Genomic DNA, 22,716 nt, shown 5'->3' with positions numbered 1-22,716 from the left:
AAATTTCGGTCTAACTTTTCGATCTAAAGTGATTTTGAATAATCGAACTAATTTTTTTTGCCCAAAGCTGATAGATTTCTTTACTTGGATGAAATCCATCCTCAGCCATCTTCAAATTGAGTTGTTTATACTCATCCAAATCATATTTAACCAATTCAAATTTTGGTTGTGGTTCAATCCAATTTTCCAATTCAACATTCATTTGATGGGCATATTTTCCAAACAACCAAGCTAAAGGATTTGGTAATGCAGGAAACTCATTCATCGGTGGAACTCCAGTCGCGATAATGAGCTTGGGTGAAAATTTCTCAGCGATCAGTGAATATAATTGTTCTTGTAGGCAGATCCATTTTTGCGGTGAGATGAGCTGTGTTACATCATTGACCCCTATCGAAGTTACTACAATATCAAACTGATCGTCATTAATAGCCTGTATAGTTCGAATTACATCTGAAGTACGATTTCCAGTTTTTGCAATTAATGACCAGCGAATTTGAAAATGATCTCTAAGTTCCTGTAATAATGTTCCGCTTAACGCATCTTCTTGAAATTGCACACCCACACCAGCAGCAGCTGAATCGCCTAAAATTAAAATTGATATTTGAGGACCATTCCCAACCAAACCATTTCTTTCCCCCAAAGCTTCTGCTAAACGAGGTGTATTTTTCTTGACTTGGTAACCTTGCACAAGTAAAGCTGGAATGAGTGCGATTGTCGCTAATTTAAGAAACATGTAATTGATTTTAGGTTTTGATATTTTCTATTTTAAACGATTTTTTGATATTTTCATTGCTATTTATTATTGAAAATAATTATCATTTACATAATTAATTCAAAGCTAAAATCCATGAATCATCCTATCAAATTTTTTTCTATATTGATGTTAATGAGTTCCACAGTAAGTGCTGATCTTTCTTTAAATCATTCATTACAAGTCAGCACTCAACCTTATGCCCCTGCATGTGAGGATATGGATCCCAAAAGTAAGGTGCTTCAACAAATCCAAAAACAGATTCAGATGTATCCTGATCAAAAAAATCATCTCCTCGATCAATTTTGGTCGGAAATTCGGAAAAATCAAACCCCTATAATTGAAGATTTTAATGAAACACACCAACGTGTCATTTATTTATATCGTGGTGCAAAACACAATGTGCGATTAATCGGTGGTCCGAGTAATGATCATGAATGGTTAACTCGGCTTAAAGGTACTGATATTTGGTTTAAAGAAAGTATTGTTGATTCAAGATTTATCGGAAGTTATAGTTTTGCTGTGGATTCGCCGAATATCGATGGATATTTATCAAATTACTGCCCACATTTAAACCCAAATTTAAAAGAATCACGAGATCAGCGTAGATCTATTTTAAAGGTTCAACAACTCGACCCTTTCAATCCTCATAAGTGGTTTGATTCTAAAAACATTGCCATAAAAACGAATACCACGCTGAGGAATGAAAATATCGCAAAACTTAGTCGAGCGCCTAACTTTATTGATCCAACTCAAATGGCTGAAAATAGTGAAAAACAATTAGTTTCATCCGTGTTGAAAAGTAAAGTTTTGGGAAATGATCGTCTTATTCAGATTTATGAAACTCCACCTCAAGTCGGAAAATCATATATCACTCTGATTTTTTTTGATGGTGAGCAATATGCACATTTAGTTAAAGTTCCTCAGATATTAGATCAGTTGGTTCAACAACAGCAACTCCCACCTATACAAGCTGTTTTTGTTGGACACCCAAATGATCAATTACGTGCTAAAGAACTTAGCCCCAATCCAGAATACACACAGTTTTTTCAAGAAGAATTATTGCCTTGGATGAGTCAACATTTGCCCTACCAACGTGATCACAACAAAACAGTCTTATTGGGTTCAAGTTTGGGTGGTCTGAGTTCTGCTTATTTGGCGTTGAAAACATCCAATGAGATTAGTCACGTCGTGCCACTTTCTGGTTCATTTTGGTGGAAATCTGATCCAAACGATACAATCAATGGTATGAGTAAACTGATCAGAGCTTCAACATTAGACAATACAAAGAAACTCAATTGGTATATTTCAGCCAATAGCTATGAATATTCGAGACAAAATAATAGCTTAAGCATTCTAGAAACCTCTCCGATTGTCGCTCAGGATTTAATCGATCAGGGACACAATGTTCACTATCAAGAATATATAGGCGGACATTCATATGCCGTTTGGCAAATCGTCATACAGGATGCTTTGAAATATTTCTTTAAAAATAAATCCCACTAAATGTGGGATTTATAAGACGTTTTTTTAACTCAACTTATTGACGAGCTGAAGCGGTAAAACCTTCATTGCAAAACCCAATGGCAACCATGGCCACTTTGGTACATATGCTTTGACTGGTTGCTTTTCGATTGCTTCAGCTAATAGTCGTGATCCTGTGGCTTGATCGACCTCAAAAGGTAATTTTCCAGCACCTTCATTAATTTCAGTTCGAATGTAACCAGGATAAATCGTTGAAACTTTAATTGGTGTTCCAAGAAGTTCAGCTCGAATCCCTTCGGCTAAATGCGCAATTCCCGCTTTACTGGCAGCATAAGCTGTAAGATGTTTTGGCATACCACGCAAAGCACTCATCGATGATATTACAACTAAATGTCCTGAATTTTGAGATCTAAAAATTTCGACCGCAGCCTCACATTGTGCCATCGCAGAAATAAAATTAGTTTCAACTGTTGCTTTATTAATCGCAAAATTACCTTTACCGATACGACGTCCTTCGCCCACACCAGCATTGACTATCACTCGATCAATAGTGCCTAGCTCATCTTTAAACTCTTTAAATACACGGAAGACTTGCTCATCATCCGTGACATCCAATACCTTCGCACTTACTTTTACCTGATAGCGTTGTTCTATTTCATCTTTTAAAGCATACAACCTTTCTAAACGACGAGCACAGATCGCTAGGTTATATCCTTTTTTTGCAAACTCTTGTGCCATCCCAGCACCGATACCTGAGCTTGCACCTGTAATTAATATAGTTTTGTTCATTCCATTTTCTCTCTATGGCATATAGCCTTGATCAAATCCAAGTGAGCAAATCACGATCCTGTTCTTTTAAATAATGATGTTCATTTAAACTGAGTAATTGTGGTTCGGTACCAACTAATCTTAAGGTGGTAAAACTGGTATTAGTGATTGCCCAGTTCAATGCAAAAGTTTTGTCTGCACTTAAACCAAGTAAATGCCCTGCAACGACAGATATCACACCACCAGACGTATAAACTACGGCATAGCGAGATTTTTCTGTTTCAAGTTGTATACATAGTTTGTTCAAGCCTTGAAGTACTCTTTGCTGAAATTGAGGCCAGCTTTCATCATAATCATGATGATGATCCCCCTTAGTCCAACGTTGAATTGCACCTTCAAAAATTTTTCCTAAATAGGCACGAGGATCTACCGCTTGACTAACATCTTTTTTAAGTAATGCAGGATCTGCAAAACGTGGTTCATATTTTGCAAACACTTGTTGATGATTGAACTCGTTCCAATGTGGATCGATATCAATCTGACTGTCAGGAAAACATTCATTCAAAGAGATATACGCCGTTTGCTGATGACGTTTCATCGAGCCAGCTATGACATATGGTCGCTCTTGTAGTAACTTTTGAAAATATTGTCCCAACACACGTGCTTGAACTTCACCTTTCTGAGAAAGCTGATCATAACTTTCAGCACCAAATGAAGCTTGACCATGTCTGACCAAATATATTGTCGTCATCTTGGCAGAATATCCTGTAATTTTGCGAGATAAGTTTTTGCAATTTCATTCGCTTCAAGCTTTTGTATACCTATAAGTTTTAAAGCACGAATATGTAATGCATGAATCACAATCCAAAAATCCTTAAATGCAGGATTATCCGTTTGTTTATGGTAATAACGATAATAAATTTGTTGTGCTATGACCGCTAATCTAAAGATCCCAAATACTTCATAGAACGTCCAGTTAGATGGCTTTAGTCCTGTTTTTTCTAGGTAATAATCCACAACTTCTTTACGTGTAAACATACCTTTAAGATGTGTAGGTTGTCGACGTGTCGATTTAAAGATCATATTGTCGTTTTCTTCAACCCAATATGCTAAGGCTGATCCTAAATCCATAAGTGGATCACCAATTGTCGCCATTTCCCAATCCAACACCCCGATGACCTCAGTAGGCTGTTGAGGATTCAAAATGACATTATCAAAACGCCAATCGTTGTGAATAATACAGTTGGTTGAATCCTCAGGAATATTGTCTTTAAGCCAATTTCTTACAAACATAAAGGTCGGCACATTGATAGTATGGGCTTTTTCGTAGCGACTGTCCCAACCCTCGATCTGACGACGGCAGTAACCCTCACCTTTTCCAATTTTTTCAAGTGCTGTTCCTTGATAAGGAACTTGGTGCAATTCAATCAATTTGTCTAAAACATTTATACAAAGCTGATGCACATCAAATTCAGTGAGTTTTAGTTCTGGTGGAAGCTTTGCCCTTGGTATAATTCCCTCTATTCGCTGCATCACATAAAAATCGCATCCGAGTACAGATTCATCCTGACATAATGCCAGCATTTTGGGTACGACTGGATATAGATCTTTTAAAGCTTTCTGAACATTATGTTCTCGAACCATATCATGAGCAGATTTGGCTTTGGTTCCTGCGGGTGGTCTTCTTAATATCAGATCTGCATTGCTATATTTGAGCCGGTATGTCCAGTTCGAAGCTCCACCAGAATATTGTGTAACTTCTACAGGTTCAATCACTTCCACGCCATTTTGATTTAACCAGGTTGTGACTGAAACGATATCGAGCTCTTCACCACGTCTGACTTGCCCTGCTGTATCTATAACTGACATATTTCTTCCTTAAATCGAGTACGCATCTTATTGAGAATGACGAGTTGAAAAACCACGTTTCGCAAGTTCCAATTTTGCAATCATGCCTTTATGCACCTCATCTGGCCCATCTGCCAAACGTAATGCACGCGCTTGTGCAAAAAAACCTGTCAATGGCGTATCTCTAGATAAACCTGCACCGCCGTGAATTTGCATTGCCATATCGACAACTTTTTCCAAAACACTAGGTGCAACGACTTTAATTGCAGAGATTTCAGTGAGTGCAGCCATATTGCCCAGCTTATCCATTTTATATGCCGCATATAAGGTCAAAAGACGTGCTTGATCGATGGCAACACGCGCTTCCGCGACTCTTTCCAAATTACCACCAAGTTTCAAAATTTCCTTTCCGAATGCTTTTCTTTGCATTCCACGATCAATCATTAATTCCAATGATTTCTCAGCAGCACCGATACAACGCATGCAATGATGAATACGTCCTGGACCAAGTCGCCCCTGTGCAATCTCAAACCCTTGACCTGCTCCACCAATAAAATGAGTGACTGGAACACGAACATTATTAAAGGTTACTTCTCCATGACCGTGTGGCGCATCATAATCACCAAATACAGGTAACATTCTTTCAATTTTTACGCCCTCAGTTTCAACTGGAACTAAAACCATTGAATGTTGTTGATGTCGACCTTTATTTGCGTCTGGTGTATGTGCCATAAATATAATGATTTTTGCATTAGGATCGCCTAAACCCGAAGACCACCATTTGCGTCCATTTAAAACAATTTCGTCTCCCTCAATTACAGCAGTGGCTTGCATGTTCGTCGCATCTGAAGAAGCAACTTCTGGTTCAGTCATGCAAAATACGGATCGAATTTTTCCGTCTAAGAGAGGTTTTAACCATTGCTCTTTTTGTTGTTCTGAGCCATAGCGCCAAATTAACTCCATATTACCGCTATCTGGCGCATTACAATTGAAAACCGTAGGAGCCAATAAACTACGGCCAGTTAACTCAGCAATGTGTGCATATTCTTGAACTGTTAAACCTTGACCAAATTCTGGGTCTGGTAAAAAAAGATTCCACAAATTTTGCGATTTAGCTTTTTGTTTGAGTACTTCAAGTTCTGCTGGCCACATCCATGATGTCCAATCATTACTTGAATTTAATTGATGAGCTTTATGCCAAAATTCTTGTTCTATAGGCTCTATTTCGTCTTGAATAAAGCGTTGTGCTAAATCATAAAAGTGTTTAGCTTTTTCCGTTAATTGAAACATTAATCCCTCGAACTATATTCTCATCACGCTTTACATCAACATAGCTTGAAACCTACTATGAATGAAATGATTTATTTAAATATTACTTTATGAATAGAATTCATCAGGAATCTGTGGATCTGAGCGCTTTTTCACACATTGATATCAATCTATATCCATTATTTATTGCGATATACGAACATCAAAGTATCAGTAAAGCCGCAAATTTGATGTGTATTACACAATCTGCAGCCAGTCACGCTTTACAGCGATTAAGATTACAATTGAAAGATGATCTTTTTATCCGAAGTGGTATAAAGATGGTTGCGACACCCTTTTCACATCAAATTTATCCACGAATAAAAGAAACATTAATCTCAATTCAGCATATCTCGACTCATCATATATCTTTTGATCCACTGACGATTCAATCTATTCGTATAGCAATTCATGATGAAATTGAGCCTTTAATTTTTCCGCAGTTAATCCGTCATTTTCGTGATTTAGGACTAGCGACACGGTTTCAAAGTATCAAATTAGATCGAACTAATTGGGCAAAAGATTTATTGTCACAGCAACTTGATTTAGTGGTCGATCTTCAACAGAAAGTTGATGAGAAAATTTATTTTAACCCTTTAGTGAATGATCGCTTTGTCATATGTGGTTTGACAACCATCGAAAATTTAGAACAATACAAACATGCCCAACATATTGGTGTTTCATCAAGGCATTCTGGTGTGCTTATTGAAGATTTACATTTTAAAAAGTTGAATATTCAACGTGATATTTTTTTACGCTGTCAACACTATTCAACAGCACTACAAATTTTGAAGGAGTATCCTGACACATTGCTAACCTTACCTTTTAGTATTTTAAAAAATTTGAAATTACCTCAAGATTTAAAAATTTCTGAACTCCCTATTGAACTGCCTTTAATGAAAATGGGAATTTATTGGAATTCACAATTAGCATCACACCAAAAGTTTGAGTATTTAATTTCAGAAATTAATAAAATTTTTGCTTAGGCTATTTGTGGCGGTGATAGATGATAAAACTTAGGCTATTTAGTAGAAAATCTGTGTGAACACCATCTGTTCAATATTGAATCAAACACTCACTTGGAGTTGATTTATCATATTAAGGCTTGTTTTCTCTTGTATTTTCTATGTTTGATCAACTCCCTGCATCATGGCTTATTGGGCTAGGTGCGATTTTATGCTTATTACTTCTTATCATTTTTAGACAAGTAAGAATTTATCTTCTTCAAGTATTTAAACCTTTTAAAAAAGGAAAAACTTATTGGTGCCGTGTTACAGCGGTGAGTGATGGTGACACCCTCTCCTGCCATCGTTTGAATTTAAGACGTTCTAAAACTAAATTACGCTTTGCTTTTGTAGATGCGCCTGAATCTAATCAAAGTTACGGGCTTGAATCCCAACGCTTAGTTAAGAAAATGATTCAAGGTAAAATTGTTCGTGTAAAAATCACGGATATTGATCGTTATGGACGTTGCGTGGGTGTGGTCTACCGCTATCGCAAGAATATGAATGAAGAATTAGTGAGGCGTGGTGGTGCGTGGGTTTACGAAGAATACATACGTGATCCAAAGCAATTAAAATATATGATCTCGCTACAAGATAGTGCAAAACGCAATAAACGAGGTCTCTGGCGCGGGACCCGTCCTATTCGACCAAGTACTTTTAGAAAACAAAAAAACTAATATTTTCAGTACCCTGATTATCAATAAGTGCAGTACGCTTGATTCGTCTAATAATTGAGCGTAAATTCAAGCCAACAAACTAGTTAGCTTGGTTAACTATATGCAAAATTCTCCCAAATTCCGTGTCGTATTGCTGCGAAGTGCGCGACTCTTTAGTGACCGTTTAAATGATATCTTGGCTCAATACCAACTGAACTATTCAATGTGGCAGTTGATTTATCATATCTATGATCATGACTCCATCACTTCAATTGATTTGGCTCATGAACTCAATGTTTCTAAACCATCAATTGCAAAACGCATTAATACTTTACATAAATTAGATGTTATTCAGTTTTTAGAATCATCTGATAAACGCCAAAAATTAATTCAATTAACCGAAAAAGGTAGAGATCTTTATCAAATTTGTACAATTCAGATTGATCAATTTGAACAACAGTTTTTGAATCAAGTAAATCCTGAAGACATTGCTCAAAGTGCTGAGACACTTCAACTGTTTTTGTCTATTTTAGAGCGTTATAAAAGCTTAAATATCGTGGAGGAGTTATGAGTACTTCCTCAAATCAAGTTAATCAGCCTCTTTGGACACGTAACTTTATTTTGGTCAGTTTAATTAACTTTCAATTGGTACTGACTTTTTATCTTCTCGTCATTGTCATTGTGGGATTTTCGATAACAGAACTTGGAGCGACGACGGCGCAGGCTGGTTTAGTATCAGGACTTTTTATTGTGGGTACACTGATTGGTCGTTTATTGGTGGCTAAATTCCTCGTTAAATTCGGTTCTAAAGTCACCATGCTGGTCGGACTCACTGGATTTCTCATATTTTCAGGCTTTTATTTTCTCCATTTAGAGGTTGGAACCTTATTAATCGTTCGATTCTTGCATGGCTTTATGATGGGGGTTGCCTCCACCGTATTTGGCACAATTATCGCTCAAATTATTCCCGCAACCCGTCGTGGTGAAGGTATAGGTTACTACAGTATGAGTAGTACTTTAGGAACTGCAATTGGACCATTTTTGGCAATCTGGCTAATGCTTCATGTCAGTTACAACATTATTTTTGCCCTATCTTCAATCCTTGCAGTTTTATGTTTAATTACAGCATTATTTATTCAAGTTCCTCAATTGCATCAGGTTTCGTCTATACCTGATCAGGCCCATACTCAAAATAGTTTTCTATCTCAATATATTGAAAAGAGCGCCTTACCCATTGCTCTGATCATGTTGGTAAGCTCCCTCTTCTATTCAGGTGTTCTATCGTTTATCAATTTTTATGCCAAAGAAATCGATCTGGTTGAAGCAGCATCGTTTTTCTTTCTCATTTATGCGTTGACGATTCTGCTCTCTCGTCCTATTACGGGACCACTGATGGATAAGAAAGGCGAAAATATAATTATGTATCCAGCCTTTCTCATTATGGCACTTGCATTCTTCTTGTTGAGCCAAGCTAACAGTTCGGGTCTCTTGTTGATTTGCGCAGGATTATTAGGTTTAGGATACGGTAATATCCAATCAATTTGCCAAACAATAGCAGTAAAAAGTACTAGTTTGGAACGGATGGGATTTGCAACCTCAACTTACTTTATCTTTTTAGATGCAGGTTTAGGATTCGGTCCTTATTTCTTAGGTTTAGCTTTAGACTTGATCAGTTACCAACAACTCTATTTATATAGTGCTATTGGGACGTTATTTTGCATTGTCTTATATTATGTATTACATGGGAAAAACGTTCAAAATACAAAAAATGCTTAGGCTATTTATGGGTTTAAAAAAAGCACTCCTATGAGTGCTTTCCCATATTTTATTTAAACACTTTAAAACGTGTGGCGTCGTCAATATAGCCTTTATCGAAAGCTTCACCTTCCTTAGATCCAAATACCAATTGTGCGCGTAGTTTCCACGAAGCTGGTATAGCCCATTCAGTTTGGACTTGATCATCTACAATCGGATTATAATGTTGAAGGTTTGCACCTAAACCTTCTGTATGCAAAGCTGTCCAAACCGCAAACTGTGCCATTGCTGTTGAATGTTCCGCCCAAATTGGGAAGTTTTCCGCATACGAAGGATATTTCTCTTGTAAGTCAGTGATCGTATCCATTTCTTCGAAAAATAATACAGTGCCTACGCCTGCAGCAAAGCTATCCATTTTTGCAGAAGTTTTTGCTGCACTCGCCTCGTCCTTCGCATATGACTTTAGCTTCTCTTTCACAAAGCCCCAAAATTTTTCATGTTCAGCGTTAAATAAAATCACCGCACGTGAAGATTGAGAGTTAAAAGATGATGGGCTTTGTTTAATCGCATTCTGAATAAGATCTGTTAAGTACTCAGGAGATTGTTCAACTGCTTTTCCTAAAGCATAAATCGTACGGCGTTTTTTAACTAAATCTAAAAATTGATTCGACATTTTCTGAAATCCTTTGGTATTTCCTCGGGGAAATACGATATTCTGACCTTTAATTCATTAGAAATACTTAACCAAAGATTAAATATTCAACAAATCAAATATGTTGTAGTGTTACATTAAGCATTTATCAGACCAACATCTATCCATTTTGAACCCTAATTCGAAGATTTGATTTTATTCGTATTTTTTTTACCCAATAGTAAAAAGCCCTCCATGATAGAGGGCTTTTCTTGGCATATGTAAGCTTAAAATTTAGCTTCAAGAACCTGAGCCGATACTTGGTTTTTCCATAGGGAGCGTAAGGTTGGCAAATAGAATTTTTCACCTAACTCTACTAATTCAGCATCAATCGCCGTATGAACTTCATGCATGAACAAATAGTCTAAATCTACCGTACTGAGCTTAGGTTGTTCTTTAGAAAACTTTGCTCTTTTTTGTTGAGCAGTTTTTACTAGCTGATCTGCAAATTCACGATTTTTGAATTGTGTAATGGCATTCAGACGCAGTTCAATCACACCCCAACCTGTCACTAGGAGTTTGAAGGTTTCAAAATCTTTTGTTGTTGATTCCCATGTCATGTCTTCTAGATTTTCATCTTTAGGTAGAACAGGAAGTAGTAATTCCATAATACTTGGGAAGATTTTTTTAAAGTTAAGAATAAATTTAACAGGATGTTCACCTGGATAATCTTGAAATTGAACATTTTTTTGAACATCTGTTAAATATATATCGAGCATTGAAAATTTCCGTAGATTGGCTGTCTTAAGTCTAAGATAAGAACTTTGATACAACAGCAATTAAAAGCAATGTGTATTTTAACAATTGCGACGAGTTAATCAATCTCATAATAATTACATGACTATGTGATGAAGTTTTTACTTATTTTTTTAATGTTTTGCAGTTATCGCATAATAAATCTTCCTCTGTTGAATATTTCGTTAATTTCTCTATTAATCTCATAATAGCTATCATTATTAGCCACCCTGAGCCCGTTAAAATTGTTAATGTAATGTTCCAAAGATTATTAAATTTATGTTTCTTTCTATTTTGAACTTCATCATCAATACCTTGCTTACAATTGATACATTCTGGTTCTTTGTTCTCTTCCCACCTTTTATGCAAAATTTCGAGTTGATTGTAAATTTTAGGACTATCAATATCTCTTAAATATTCAATTACAGGTTGGAAGAGGTTGTAATTAGCTTTAAGTATTGATTTGAAACTACTTTTTATTAAGTCTTCATCTAAGTTGTTATGCCTGATTCCAATTGCTACAAATTCCAAAAAATTTAATAAATATGTTACAGCCGATTTTTCCTCATCTTCCAATGAATTAAATTTTTCTCTAGTCAATTGCACTTTATCTTTTGACTCTACGTTTTGATCCTTCCCCAAATTCCTTCTTATTTTGGTTGCAATATCAACCTTAGCAATATACGCAGTAGAATTCCTACTATTCATCAATACTTGTACTGAATGACTTCTTATAGTGTTTATAATTTGCACCCTTGAAGTAAAAATCCAACCAAAAACGGCAGCTATAGCTGCTAAAACCGTAACTAATGCTGTCGTTTTAAACTGCCCATCTGTATTCTCTATATCAAAATTTAGAAATTTATAATCTTCAAAAAAACTTTTCCAAATTAATATTTCTACAAACGTGATACCTAATAAAATTAAGATGAGAAGGAGTTGATTACTACTTCTAATCTTAATAAAGAAATTATCTCTACGATAAATATAAAAATAAGCAATTACAGTGACATATGGAATTATCAGAAGATAAGTATAAAAGTAATTCAATTTTATTTTACTCAAAAATAAAGCACCCTAATGGATGCTTTTTTATTACACAAATTTAAATGAGTCTCAACCTAATCCATAGCCTTCTTCAAGGATTAGACGAGCTTTATAATTATTCATGATTGTCTCCTTTGTAAAAGCCTTAAGTGACGTATGAAAGGTCGTTTTATAAATAGTATTCTGAAATGAATAATTGGTCAATATATTAAAGACAGTTGCTTGTCAATATATGTTATCAACATTCAAATCATAAAATTCACCAAATCGAAATCACTTCACATTAGGTGAAACCATATTCTCAGGTACAACGACTTCATCAAACTGCTCAGCTGTGACTAAATTCAGCTCTACAGCAACTTGTTTAAGTGTTTTACCTTCCTTATATGCTGTCTTAGCAACTTTTGCCGCGTTTTCATAACCAATCACAGGATTCAACGCAGTCACTAGCATCAATGAGTTATGCAAGAAATAATCGATCTTATCTTGGTTTGGCTCAATCCCCACAGCACAATGCTCATTAAAGCTATTACATGCATCACCTAGCAGTTGAATTGATTGCAGTAAATTATAAGCAATAACCGGCATAAAAACATTTAGTTCAAAATTACCTGAAGCACCAGCGATATTAATTGTCGTGTCATTACCCAAAACCTGCGCAACAACCATCGTCATGGCTTCACTTTGAGTAGGATTCACCTTACCCGGCATAATACTCGAACCTGGTTCATTTTCAGGAATACGAATCTCCCCAAAACCACAACGAGGACCACTCGCTAACCAACGAATATCATTGGCAATCTTATTTAAACTCGCAGCAAGTGTTTTCAGTGCGCCAGAAGCAAATACTGCAGCATCACGTCCAGCTAGTGCTTCAAATTTATTTGGTGCAGTCACGAAAGGTAAACCCGTAAGCTCAGCCAATTTCTTTGCTGCATTTATAGCATAATCAGGATGGGCATTTAGACCTGTCCCGACAGCTGTACCTCCTAATGGCAATTCATATAACCCCTCTAAAGCTTGCTCTAGACGTTTTACCCCATGATCGAGTTGAGATACATAACCACTGAATTCCTGACCTAAAGTTAACGGCGTTGCATCTTGTAAATGTGTACGCCCAATCTTAACGATATTTGAAAATTCTTGAGACTTCTGATGCAAAGTTTCTCTTAAAGCTTGAACTGCTGGAATCAATAACTCATTGATCTGTAAACTAGCAGCGACATGAATCGCTGTTGGAAATGAATCATTTGTAGATTGAGCTCGATTAACATGATCATTTGGATGAACGGGTTTCTGTGCTCCAAGCGGATTACCCAGCTTTTGATTCGCAATATTTGCAATTACTTCATTACAGTTCATATTACTTTGAGTACCAGAACCTGTTTGCCATACCACTAATGGAAATTGACTGTCCCATTGCCCCGTAATCACTTCTTCTGCTGCACCCACAATATAATTCGCCAATTCAGCAGGAATCTGATTTAACTCAGCATTGGTAAGTGCAGCCGCTTTTTTGACCAGCCCCATACCACGGATCATCGCACGAGGAAGTCGCTCACCACCAATTTTGAAATTTTGCAAACTGCGCTGGGTTTGAGCCCCCCACATCGCATCACTTGGTACTTCTACATCACCCATCGTGTCGTGTTCTATACGTGTTTGCATATCAACCTCAAATATTTCGCTATTCCTTGGAAGAATCATGTTTGATTCGGATTCATCCACCGTTGATTTGATGCTAATCAAAAAAACTATAAATGTAAATGATTATCATTTTAATTATTAAAGATGCTTTGATAGTATCGCCATTGATCTTCAATCATTTGTTCTAGTGATCGATGTGCTTTCCATTTCAATAATTCAAATGCTTTTAAACTATTCGAACCAATTTGATCTAATTCTTGGAAAACATAATCAGTTTCCTCAATTCGAATTTTTGTTTCAGTCACTTTTTCTACCGTATTAATCAAGTTTTGAATTGAACTTGGCTGACCTGCGATATCAAATGCTTCGCACGTTGATCTTTGATTAAATAACCACTTTAAAGTTGCAATGACTGCCTCGCACACATCAATGATATGCACAAAACTTCGTTCAACCGTTTGGTCTTTTGTCTTGGCATTCTTTTGTAATTGAATGGAATCGCGCTGCATGGCTGCAACTTGTAACACCAAAGGCAAAATATTTTTAGGTAAAGGGGCAACCACTTCACCCAAAACTCCATGTTCAAAAGCACCAGCTACATTTGCTAGTCTCAGGATCGCAATACTCCATTCTTCATCCGTTTTAGAGGTATCACGGATGATCTCTTCAATCATTTGCTGGGATTTAATATAAGGGTTTGGATTGGCAAAATTGAGAGGATGCTCTTCATTTAAATTCAAACTCGAAGTGCCATAAACCGCCATACTTGAAAGATGCAATAATGTTCGTACACCTGTTCGTTGCATTGCACGCATCAGACTCATAATACAACTGACATTATCATTATAATATTCAAGCGGTTTTAAGCGAGATTCCTCTAAAGACTTAAATCCTGCAGTATGTATAACAGCACGGATTGAGTACTGCTCAAAAACTTTATTCAGAGCAGGCGTATTTCTAACATCTAGCTTTACAAAAGGTACATACATCCCAGAAATGTATTCAAGACGTTCAAGCGTTTGTAAATTCGCATTGGCAAGATTATCTACAATGACAACTTCTTGACCATGTGCCAATAAGCTTAAAACAACGTGTGAACCTATAAAGCCTAATCCACCTGTCACTAAAATCATTGTATACTACCTTTTTTGTTTAAAAGCCTGAATAAGCTATTTTCAGTTTGATCACCCTATGCGAAGTTTTAAATGAGTACGTTATTACTAATTACCTCGGCACCTAGCTCAATCCATGCTTGGCATGCATTAGGACTCGCACAATCATTGCAAGCGAAAGGCGAAATTTTTCGAGTTTTCTTTTATCAAGACGGCGTTCAAGTTGCAAACAACTTACAGTGGTCGCCAGATGATCAAAGAAGTCTCACACAAGAGTGGCAAAAATTAAATATCAAACTTCCTGTTTGCGTAAGTGCTGCCCTAGCACGTGGAATCACTGATGCTGAAAATGCTCAACGCCATCACATTGAGTCCCATAATCTGACCGAAGGTTTTCAGCTGGTAGGACTCGGTGAATTGGCAGATGCTGTCTCATCTTCAGCACGTCTAGTTCAATTCTAAATTATTCATTTTTCATTGATTGTTGCAATTGAAAGGTAAATTGTGTGAAATCTGTACTGGTTATATTAACCCAATCAAATCTCAACTCGCTACAAGTTCATGAGAGCCTTTCTGCAACCATGGTTTTAGCAACTTTTGGCGCTGAAGTAAAAGTTTTATTGCAAGGCGCAGCTTTAAGTTTACTCCGTTCCGAATTAAGCTTCGAACCCATTAAACATGCGTTTAAACTGGCTTCCAACCTCGTCGATAGCTTTGAGTTTTACGATCTAAGCCCTATTTTGGTTGAATCCAATCAACAAGATAATCCCTTTGTTCAACATACTACGCATGAAATTAAATTTATTGAATTTAATAAAGAGTTAATTCAAAGCTTTGACCATGTGCTGTATTGGTAACTCATATGACCGATAAAACGCTTTATTTAATACAATCTCAATTTGCAAATACTGAACATTGTATTCAACAGGTTCAAAAAACACTGGATACCAATGATGCTTTAGTGCTTATGGGGGATGCGGTGTTGGCATTGTTTACACCATCTGTACTTACGATTCAAAACAAGGTCTACGTTTTAGATCGAGATGCTGAGTTATTACCTTCGCATCTATTGAACGGCGAGTATTTTCAAATTGAAGTGATTGATTACACCACTTTTGCAGATATCATTCTGGGCTTTACACGCTGTATTAGCCTTAAATAAAACAAATTTATTGACTTAGGTTTTACCATGACCACTGAATTATCCCTTGAACTCGATCAAGATGGTCATTTAGTTGACTATACCATTTGGAATGAAAATGTAGCGCAAGTACTCGCGAATACGCTCGAGCTTGAGCTAACAGCTTGGCATTTCGAAGTATTGCATGCGGTGCGTCAGTTCTACGCTCAATTTGGTCATTCTCCTGCAACTCGTCCCTTAATCAAATTTTTAATGAAACACGTCAGCGCTGACATTGATAATGCAGTATTGCAAGAAAAGTTTAAAACAGGCCTAGTTGCTCGCCATCTAAGTCGATTAGCCGGAATACCAAAGCCTGCCAATTGTCTGTAAACCAAAACTACTTTTTGATTTACATAGCATATCGAGTCAGTTCGTAGCTTTAAAAATGAATTAATCAGTGAAATAGACATTAAAAAACCCGCTATGCAGCGGGTTTAGACATCACCTAGACTAATGATGGTTAAGATGTCGCGTGTCAATCAGGGAAATTGGAATACGTCAACTCAACGCAAAAAATTATAATAAAGTTCGAGTTATCAATTCAGTCCAAATTCATATCAATATCTGACAAATTTGCTAGTTTGCGCTACACCAATCATCAATTGTCATGCCCGATTGTTGAAAACTCGTAGATTGCTGATTTAAATAAAATTGCGCAATACGTTTCATTACATGTGCTTGTTCAACTTGAATGAACTGGTCTGCTAAACCAACAATGTTTTGATAGGCCTTTAACCTTCCGCATAAAGCAAGTTGTTGCTCCATCGGTGTGGCTGTACTGTGTTCATCATCTAAAATCTGCTTGGTTTGTTCGATCAGCTGCATTTCATGATCTAGTTTTTGCTGATACACCATCTGTTGTGCATCAATCAAATCATTCGCTACAACCTGTTGTGATACAAAAAAACTTAAACCTACAAAAATCAACCTCACCCATAACATGCGCATTAGATTCCTAAATCAGGCTCAGCTTTCCAAACATCCTCATAATCATCTCGATCAATCATAAAACGGAAACCTGTTTCCAATGCAAGAAATGGAATGGCATCGGGTAAAATTTCTTCAAGCTCTTTCACCGTCATCGTCTCAAAAAAATCTTCGCCCTCGCCTAATTCACCGCCATAAATAAACCATGCCACTTTCTCACCAGGTTCAGGCTTATTACGCAAACCGACGATTGGCTCTTGATCTAAAGTATGCTTAGCCACAGCAACAACATCATCTTCATTCACTTTGATGTAAGCAGAATCAAACTCCTCACAGACTAATTTTTGCTCTTCAATAAAATCTTGCAACATGGATGATTCCATTTTCATCATAAATTCAGACCTAATTTTAAGCATAGTGTCGTATAAGCACAATCAATCCGACGAAACAATCTGTTTTTACAATGTTTTTTTTGCTATCTTGATTTTGTTACATATTCAAGATTAAATGGGGGGAATTTCATATGAGCAGCAATTCAAATATTTCAGCAACAAATACCGCTTCTCTACATGGTGGTAAACGTGCCAATGCAGGTCGAAAATCACAGTTTTCAGAAAAAACAGTAGTAATGCGTGTTCCTGAATCAAAAGTGATTCAAATTAAAGAATGGTTAAAAATACGACCTGAAGATGATTTCAATCAACAAATTGAAATTTCACCAATCCAATTTAGAACACGTTTAAAAATCGCCTATCCTATTGAATCTGTGGCAGCAGGCTTCCCTTCCCCAGCACAAGATTATGTAGAAGGACATATTGATCTAAATGAATACTTGGTTCACAACGTAGCATCTACTTTTATACTACGCGTAAATTCGTTATCAATGAAAAATGCAGGGATTGAAGTTGGTGATCAAATCTTGATTGACCGGAGTTTGAATGCAGAACATGGTGATATCGTCTTGGCGCTGATTAATAATGAATTCACAGTAAAAAGATTAATGTTAGAAAAACAAAATGATGGAACGATCCTTTTATGGTTAAAAGCCGAGAATCCAGACTACCCTGACATCTATCCTCGTAGCGAAGAACAAATCATGGTCTGGGGTGTAGTGACTTGTATTTTAAAAAAACTGAAATAAATTGATCTAAGCAGTTCACCCTACTCCTATGCAAAATATTTATCATCAAGAGATTTTTGCGCTCATTGATATTAATAACTGCTATGTCAGTTGTGAGCGTGTATTTAATCCAAGTTTAAATGGTCAACCGGTCGTTGTTTTAAGTAATAACGATGGTTGTGTCGTATCTCGTAGTGAGGAAGCGAAAGCTCTCAATATTGGCATGGCCGTGCCATGGTATGAAATTGAAAAAGATATGCTTAAGGCTGGTGTTAAAGTATTTTCAAGCAACTATGCCCTCTACGGCGATATGTCTAGTCGCTTTTTCACTATTTTAGAGCAACACTTTCATGCAGATTCAGATCTAGAGCCCTATTCAATTGATGAATGTTTTATTCGCCTAACACATTATCAAAGTCTTTTTGATTTAGAAAAATTTTGTCGAGAATTAGTCGACCGTATTCAACAATGGATCGGTTTACCTTGTTGTATCGGGATTGGTTACAGTAAAACACAAGCTAAACTCGCCAATCACTTTGCCAAAAAACGTTCTGGTTTTAACCGAGTGTGTTCTTTATTGGATTTGGATCCATGCAGTTTTGATCAATTACTTATAGAAACCTCAGTATCGGAAATTTGGGGCGTAGGTCGAAAAATTAGTAAACAACTTGAAAGTTACGGTATTTATAATTGCTATGACTTAACTTTTGCCAATGAACACTATTTGATGAAGCAGTTTTCAGTGCTCATGGGGCGTACCATTCGTGAGCTAAAAGGTCAGTCCTGTATTTCACTAGAAGATCCTGATTTACCGTCTAAACGAATCTTAGCATCACGAAGTTTTGCATCAGCATTAAAGGATAAAGCATTAATCAAGCAAGCCATGATTTTTCATTTAAGTCGGGCTCATGAGCGTTTAACCAAGCAAGAACAATTATGCGCCTGTGTCCATGTGTCTCTTTATGAAAAAATTCCAGTAAAACCATTCAAGAAATCACATTCTCATGTAATTGGTTTGGAATATCCGACGGATGATTTATTAATCCTGACCCATGCAGCACAACAGCAAATTGATGTTTTATTTAAAGAAAATATACGTTATGTAAAAGTTTCCGTCATGTTTTCTGCTTTGAGTGCTAAAAAAACACATACACATGACCTTTGGCAGCCTCATGATTTAATCCAGCAGCGAGATTCACTCATGACAACAATTGGCGCTATGAAAAACCGCTTTGGAAAGCATTGTATTCAAGTGGGCTATCATACCAAACAACAACAATGGAAAATGAAGCAATTGCACCACTCTCCACGCTATACCACCTCATGGTCAGAAATGCTGACTATTGATGACTCACATATGGCGGTTACACAAAACAAATGAATACTTTTGGTCAATTCGGTTTAAAATAGCAGACTCGAAGAATTAAAAGAAAAATGTAATTTTTTAACATTGCCAATTGACTGCAAAGTTCTCAAAATACAGCTCATTGACGACATTGTTTTTTTGCTATTTTTGAAACAAAATATAAATGAAAAGCTTAAAAACATGCCATAATATGCAAACTTTGCAGACATCTTGCAAGGTTATATTGCAACTTTCATATTGGAGCTGTCTTCATGAGTTCGACCATTTTGGTCATACATGGACCAAATTTAAATTTGCTAGGAAAGCGAGAACCTGAAGTTTACGGACATTTAACTTTAGACGATATCAATCATCAACTCATACAGCAAGCTCAAGAAAGTTCAATTCAACTTGAAACCTTCCAAAGCAATTGGGAAGGTGCCATTGTCGACCGAATTCATCAAGCCCAAATTGATGGTATAAAATTTATCATCATCAATCCTGCTGCACTGACCCACACCTCAGTAGCAGTACGTGATGCCCTATTAGGTGTTGCGATCCCATTTATTGAAGTTCACCTTTCAAATGTTCACGCACGTGAAGCATTTAGACACCACTCTTATCTCTCAGATAAAGCTGTCGGTGTCATTTGTGGACTAGGCGCACAGGGTTATTCATTTGCATTAACTCATGCCGTGCAAAAAATTCAAACTTCTACACATCTTTAACCTTAGGAATACGAATTCATGGATATTCGCAAAATTAAAAAGCTCATCGACTTAATGATTGAATCGGATCTTCAATCTATTGAAGTAAAAGAAGGTGATCAATCCATTGCTTTAGCGCGTCGTAATCCTATCGTAGCCGCTGGTGTTGCACCAATACAATCTGCTGCGCCAGAAGCTCCAGTTGTGAAACCAGCTTCTCGTGGTGCTGTTGAAACCTCACCAATGGTTGGCGTGTTCTATGCTGCACCAAGTCCAGGCGAAGCACCATTTGTAAATGTAGGACAAACTGTTTCAGCAGGCGAAACGCTTGGAATTATTGAAGCAATGAAAATCATGAACCCAATTGAGGCAACTCAAAGTGGTGTGATTGAAGAAATTTTAGTTAAAAATGGTGATGTAATCCAATTCGGTCAACCTTTATTCCGCTACCGCGCGTAATCGTTGGGGGTTGGTATGTTGCAAAAAGTTCTCATTGCCAACCGAGGTGAAATTGCACTGCGTATTACACGTGCTTGCAAAACACTCGGTATTAAAACAGTCGGTATCTACTCGGATGCCGATAAAGACCTCATGCATTTACGCTTTGTTGATGAAGCCGTTTGTATTGGTCCTGGTGCAAGTAGCGAAAGTTATCTAAATATTCCTGCAATTATTACAGCAGCGGAAGTGACTGGTGCAGATGCAATTCATCCAGGTTATGGCTTTTTATCAGAAAATGCTGAATTTGCTGAGATTGTAGAAAGTTCTGGTTTTATCTTTATTGGTCCACGTCCTGAACATATTCGCCTTATGGGGAATAAAGTGTCAGCGATTATGGCGATGCGTAAAGCTGGTGTACCAACCGTTCCAGGTTCAGCTCATGCTGTAACACCAAACAATGCCTTGGCCGAAGCAAAAGAGATTGGCTTCCCACTTATCGTTAAAGCTGCTGCTGGTGGTGGCGGTCGCGGTATGCGAATTGTTGAACGTGTTGATACACTGTTGGAGTCTGTACAAGCAGCTCAACGTGATGCTGAAATGTGGTTCGGTGATGATACGGTTTACATGGAACGTTTCCTTCAAAAGCCACGCCATGTTGAAGTACAGGTGATTGGCGATGGTAATGGTCACGCCGTACATTTATATGATCGTGACTGTTCATTACAACGTCGTCATCAAAAAGTTCTTGAGGAAGCTCCTGCTCCGAACCTTCCAGAAGAAGCTCGTGCTGAAATTTTAGCAGCTTGCGTAAAAGCATGCGAATTAATGCAGTATCGTGGCGCAGGCACGTTCGAATTCTTATTTGAAGATGGTGAGTTCTTCTTTATTGAGATGAATACACGTGTTCAAGTAGAGCATCCTGTGACAGAAATGGTGACGGGTGTCGATATTATTGAACAACAGCTTCGTGTAGCCGCTGGTCTTGGTTTGAATCTAGAACAAGATCAAATCAAAGTACACGGTCATGCAATTGAATGCCGTATCAATGCAGAAGATCCAACCACCTTCCTTCCATCACCAGGTAAAATCGAGCAATTCTACACACCAGGTGGTGCAGGCATCCGTTTAGATTCTCATATCTATCCAGGTTATAGCATTCCACCTTACTATGATTCGATGATTGCTAAATTAATCGCACATGGTAAAGATCGCGAAACCGCTTTGGCTCGTATGAAACAAGCCTTAGATGAAATGATCTTAACTGGAATCAAAACCAATATTCCGCTACACAAAGATCTCATCCTTGAAGATAAGAACTTTGCAGAACAGGCTATGGATATTCACTACTTAGAGAAACATTTGTTGAAACAAGTACAAGGACATAGCGAAGCTGAGTAATTACAGCTTTACAAGATGAATAAAAAAGCCTCTTTTTCAGGAGGCTTTTTTTTATTGAAGAATACGCTGGAAAGATTTTAGCTCATGGCAATATACGATTAAGTTTTGCAAAACATTGTCCACCCTTTTCAGATGCACAGAAATTGATTTGATTCGGATTGTCCCATTTTACAAAATATTGAGACAAATCTCCTGCCTGATCTACTTGATTACCAGAGCAGTCTTTTTCGTTGTTCTCATAATTGACTTGCATGACCAAGGTAGGCAACAAGCCCGAAGAGCTGTCTTGAGATGGTTGATACTCAAATAAACCGACCGACCACTCTTTAGCACTATTCACGACCACCTCATTGTTACCACGGAAATTATAATACTCAACACATTTTTTATTATTTGGAATTTCCATTCCCCATAAACCTAAAATTTCTGGGCGCATGTTGATTCGAATATTATTTTCAGGCTGTTGTAAATCAGCACCTTTAGCTTGCGCTTGGACATTTTGATCGGCAGAAGAAAAAGACGTCATTAATAAAAGTAAAGGTGCAAAAAAAACTGTTTTTTTCATACAACATCTATAGGTCAACGTTTAGAGCTAAATTAGCACATTTCAGCAAGAAAACTCATAGAATTAACGTGATAAGAACAATTTTATATAAGAAAATGAATTCCCTATTGATGAACTTTAAATCATCAGCAGTTTAATGCGATCTCTTGATTTATTAGTCCAAAAATATATTCTTATCAGAAGAATATTCATTCTATACCTCACAGAAAGCTTAAAAATATAA

Annotated in this window: 27 protein-coding genes; 14 read left to right on the top strand and 13 right to left on the bottom strand. The window is 37.0% G+C overall.

The features are described 5' to 3' along the window. Nucleotides 1-10: 10 nt before the first annotated feature. Complete coding sequence (locus AC1M84_RS06140) at nt 11-733, bottom strand: SGNH/GDSL hydrolase family protein (protein WP_481594633.1); 723 nt, start codon at nt 731-733, stop codon at nt 11-13. 153 nt (nt 734-886) lie between these two features. Between AC1M84_RS06140 and AC1M84_RS06135 the strand changes: the two genes are divergently transcribed. Then, the gene (locus AC1M84_RS06135; RefSeq protein WP_481594632.1) at nt 887-2,257 is read left to right on the top strand and encodes an alpha/beta hydrolase-fold protein; all 1,371 of its coding nucleotides are present in this window, start codon (nt 887-889) and stop codon (nt 2,255-2,257) included. Nucleotides 2,258-2,281: 24 nt separating this feature from the next. On the opposite strand, the gene AC1M84_RS06130 is transcribed toward AC1M84_RS06135, so the two are convergent. The 4 genes from AC1M84_RS06130 to AC1M84_RS06115 are packed head-to-tail and all read right to left on the bottom strand — an operon-like array spanning nt 2,282 to nt 6,142. After that, a complete protein-coding gene (locus AC1M84_RS06130; RefSeq protein ID WP_179997992.1) occupies nt 2,282-3,025 on the bottom strand; it encodes an SDR family oxidoreductase in 744 nt (247 codons plus the stop codon). 31 nt (nt 3,026-3,056) lie between these two features. Then, on the bottom strand, nt 3,057-3,755 hold the full coding sequence (locus AC1M84_RS06125) for a histidine phosphatase family protein (protein ID WP_481592597.1): 699 nt from the start codon (nt 3,753-3,755) through the stop codon (nt 3,057-3,059). After that, nucleotides 3,752-4,873 (bottom strand): phosphotransferase family protein, encoded by a 1,122-nt coding sequence (locus AC1M84_RS06120; protein ID WP_481592598.1) that lies wholly within the window; start codon nt 4,871-4,873, stop codon nt 3,752-3,754. Before AC1M84_RS06120 ends, AC1M84_RS06125 begins: the two co-directional genes overlap by 4 nt. A gap of 27 nt (nt 4,874-4,900) precedes the next feature. Further along, nucleotides 4,901-6,142: an acyl-CoA dehydrogenase family protein gene (locus AC1M84_RS06115; RefSeq protein ID WP_481594631.1), complete on the bottom strand. Its 1,242-nt coding sequence runs from the start codon at nt 6,140-6,142 to the stop codon at nt 4,901-4,903. A gap of 89 nt (nt 6,143-6,231) precedes the next feature. Between AC1M84_RS06115 and AC1M84_RS06110 the strand changes: the two genes are divergently transcribed. The 4 genes from AC1M84_RS06110 (at nt 6,232) to AC1M84_RS06095 (ending at nt 9,596) form a co-directional block, all read left to right on the top strand. Further along, the gene (locus tag AC1M84_RS06110; protein ID WP_481594630.1) at nt 6,232-7,146 is read left to right on the top strand and encodes a LysR family transcriptional regulator; all 915 of its coding nucleotides are present in this window, start codon (nt 6,232-6,234) and stop codon (nt 7,144-7,146) included. 140 nt (nt 7,147-7,286) lie between these two features. After that, a complete protein-coding gene (locus AC1M84_RS06105; protein WP_481594629.1) occupies nt 7,287-7,841 on the top strand; it encodes a thermonuclease family protein in 555 nt (184 codons plus the stop codon). A 100-nt stretch (nt 7,842-7,941) separates the two neighbouring features. Next, nucleotides 7,942-8,391 (top strand): MarR family winged helix-turn-helix transcriptional regulator, encoded by a 450-nt coding sequence (locus AC1M84_RS06100; RefSeq protein ID WP_179997997.1) that lies wholly within the window; start codon nt 7,942-7,944, stop codon nt 8,389-8,391. After that, on the top strand, nt 8,388-9,596 hold the full coding sequence (locus AC1M84_RS06095; protein WP_180027834.1) for an MFS transporter: 1,209 nt from the start codon (nt 8,388-8,390) through the stop codon (nt 9,594-9,596). Before AC1M84_RS06100 ends, AC1M84_RS06095 begins: the two co-directional genes overlap by 4 nt. A 49-nt stretch (nt 9,597-9,645) precedes the next feature. On the opposite strand, the gene AC1M84_RS06090 is transcribed toward AC1M84_RS06095, so the two are convergent. The 5 genes from AC1M84_RS06090 to AC1M84_RS06070 all read right to left on the bottom strand — a co-directional run bounded on the left by AC1M84_RS06090 (nt 9,646) and on the right by AC1M84_RS06070 (nt 14,828). After that, nucleotides 9,646-10,248: a nitroreductase family protein gene (locus AC1M84_RS06090; protein ID WP_481594628.1), complete on the bottom strand. Its 603-nt coding sequence runs from the start codon at nt 10,246-10,248 to the stop codon at nt 9,646-9,648. Nucleotides 10,249-10,493: 245 nt separating this feature from the next. Further along, nucleotides 10,494-10,985, bottom strand: coding sequence for a hypothetical protein (locus AC1M84_RS06085; protein WP_481594627.1), 492 nt, complete (start codon nt 10,983-10,985; stop codon nt 10,494-10,496). A 142-nt stretch (nt 10,986-11,127) separates the two neighbouring features. Next, complete coding sequence (locus AC1M84_RS06080; protein ID WP_481594626.1) at nt 11,128-12,066, bottom strand: DUF4760 domain-containing protein; 939 nt, start codon at nt 12,064-12,066, stop codon at nt 11,128-11,130. 255 nt (nt 12,067-12,321) lie between these two features. Continuing rightward, nucleotides 12,322-13,716 (bottom strand): class II fumarate hydratase, encoded by a 1,395-nt coding sequence (fumC, locus tag AC1M84_RS06075; protein WP_481594625.1) that lies wholly within the window; start codon nt 13,714-13,716, stop codon nt 12,322-12,324. Between the two features lie 110 nt (nt 13,717-13,826). Then, complete coding sequence (locus AC1M84_RS06070) at nt 13,827-14,828, bottom strand: NAD-dependent epimerase/dehydratase family protein (RefSeq protein WP_481594624.1); 1,002 nt, start codon at nt 14,826-14,828, stop codon at nt 13,827-13,829. A gap of 72 nt (nt 14,829-14,900) precedes the next feature. Between AC1M84_RS06070 and tusD the strand changes: the two genes are divergently transcribed. The 4 genes from tusD to AC1M84_RS06050 are packed head-to-tail and all read left to right on the top strand — an operon-like array spanning nt 14,901 to nt 16,320. Then, nucleotides 14,901-15,269, top strand: a complete 369-nt coding sequence (gene tusD, locus AC1M84_RS06065; protein WP_481594623.1) for a sulfurtransferase complex subunit TusD — start codon at nt 14,901-14,903, stop codon at nt 15,267-15,269. A gap of 44 nt (nt 15,270-15,313) precedes the next feature. Further along, the gene (locus AC1M84_RS06060) at nt 15,314-15,664 is read left to right on the top strand and encodes a hypothetical protein (RefSeq protein ID WP_035267809.1); all 351 of its coding nucleotides are present in this window, start codon (nt 15,314-15,316) and stop codon (nt 15,662-15,664) included. A gap of 5 nt (nt 15,665-15,669) precedes the next feature. After that, nucleotides 15,670-15,969: a DsrH/TusB family sulfur metabolism protein gene (locus AC1M84_RS06055; RefSeq protein ID WP_035267811.1), complete on the top strand. Its 300-nt coding sequence runs from the start codon at nt 15,670-15,672 to the stop codon at nt 15,967-15,969. 27 nt (nt 15,970-15,996) lie between these two features. Beyond that, nucleotides 15,997-16,320, top strand: coding sequence for a TusE/DsrC/DsvC family sulfur relay protein (locus AC1M84_RS06050; RefSeq protein ID WP_035267814.1), 324 nt, complete (start codon nt 15,997-15,999; stop codon nt 16,318-16,320). A 246-nt stretch (nt 16,321-16,566) separates the two neighbouring features. Here AC1M84_RS06050 and AC1M84_RS06045 read toward each other — a convergent pair whose 3' ends face one another. Then, nucleotides 16,567-16,938 carry a hypothetical protein gene (locus AC1M84_RS06045; protein WP_481594622.1) on the bottom strand — a complete coding sequence of 124 codons (372 nt, stop codon included), beginning with the start codon at nt 16,936-16,938 and terminating at the stop codon, nt 16,567-16,569. Further along, nucleotides 16,938-17,288, bottom strand: coding sequence for an immunity protein Imm33 domain-containing protein (locus tag AC1M84_RS06040; protein ID WP_035267817.1), 351 nt, complete (start codon nt 17,286-17,288; stop codon nt 16,938-16,940). Before AC1M84_RS06040 ends, AC1M84_RS06045 begins: the two co-directional genes overlap by 1 nt. A gap of 152 nt (nt 17,289-17,440) precedes the next feature. Between AC1M84_RS06040 and AC1M84_RS06035 the strand changes: the two genes are divergently transcribed. The 5 genes from AC1M84_RS06035 to accC all read left to right on the top strand — a co-directional run bounded on the left by AC1M84_RS06035 (nt 17,441) and on the right by accC (nt 21,928). After that, on the top strand, nt 17,441-18,058 hold the full coding sequence (locus AC1M84_RS06035) for a LexA family protein (RefSeq protein WP_257219868.1): 618 nt from the start codon (nt 17,441-17,443) through the stop codon (nt 18,056-18,058). A gap of 28 nt (nt 18,059-18,086) precedes the next feature. After that, nucleotides 18,087-19,418: a Y-family DNA polymerase gene (locus AC1M84_RS06030; protein ID WP_481594621.1), complete on the top strand. Its 1,332-nt coding sequence runs from the start codon at nt 18,087-18,089 to the stop codon at nt 19,416-19,418. 236 nt (nt 19,419-19,654) lie between these two features. Further along, nucleotides 19,655-20,110, top strand: a complete 456-nt coding sequence (gene aroQ / locus AC1M84_RS06025; protein ID WP_035267826.1) for a type II 3-dehydroquinate dehydratase — start codon at nt 19,655-19,657, stop codon at nt 20,108-20,110. Nucleotides 20,111-20,128: 18 nt separating this feature from the next. Further along, the gene (gene accB / locus AC1M84_RS06020; protein WP_035267829.1) at nt 20,129-20,548 is read left to right on the top strand and encodes an acetyl-CoA carboxylase biotin carboxyl carrier protein; all 420 of its coding nucleotides are present in this window, start codon (nt 20,129-20,131) and stop codon (nt 20,546-20,548) included. A gap of 15 nt (nt 20,549-20,563) precedes the next feature. Next, nucleotides 20,564-21,928 carry an acetyl-CoA carboxylase biotin carboxylase subunit gene (gene accC, locus AC1M84_RS06015; RefSeq protein WP_035267832.1) on the top strand — a complete coding sequence of 455 codons (1,365 nt, stop codon included), beginning with the start codon at nt 20,564-20,566 and terminating at the stop codon, nt 21,926-21,928. Nucleotides 21,929-22,010: 82 nt separating this feature from the next. On the opposite strand, the gene AC1M84_RS06010 is transcribed toward accC, so the two are convergent. Continuing rightward, the gene (locus AC1M84_RS06010; protein ID WP_035270703.1) at nt 22,011-22,493 is read right to left on the bottom strand and encodes a hypothetical protein; all 483 of its coding nucleotides are present in this window, start codon (nt 22,491-22,493) and stop codon (nt 22,011-22,013) included. Nucleotides 22,494-22,716 lie beyond the last annotated feature (223 nt).

The organism is Acinetobacter sp. 24-47-66, assembly GCF_056779755.1.
The sequence above is the reverse complement of the archived record's forward strand: the minus strand, read 5'-3'. Positions and strand labels throughout refer to the sequence as shown.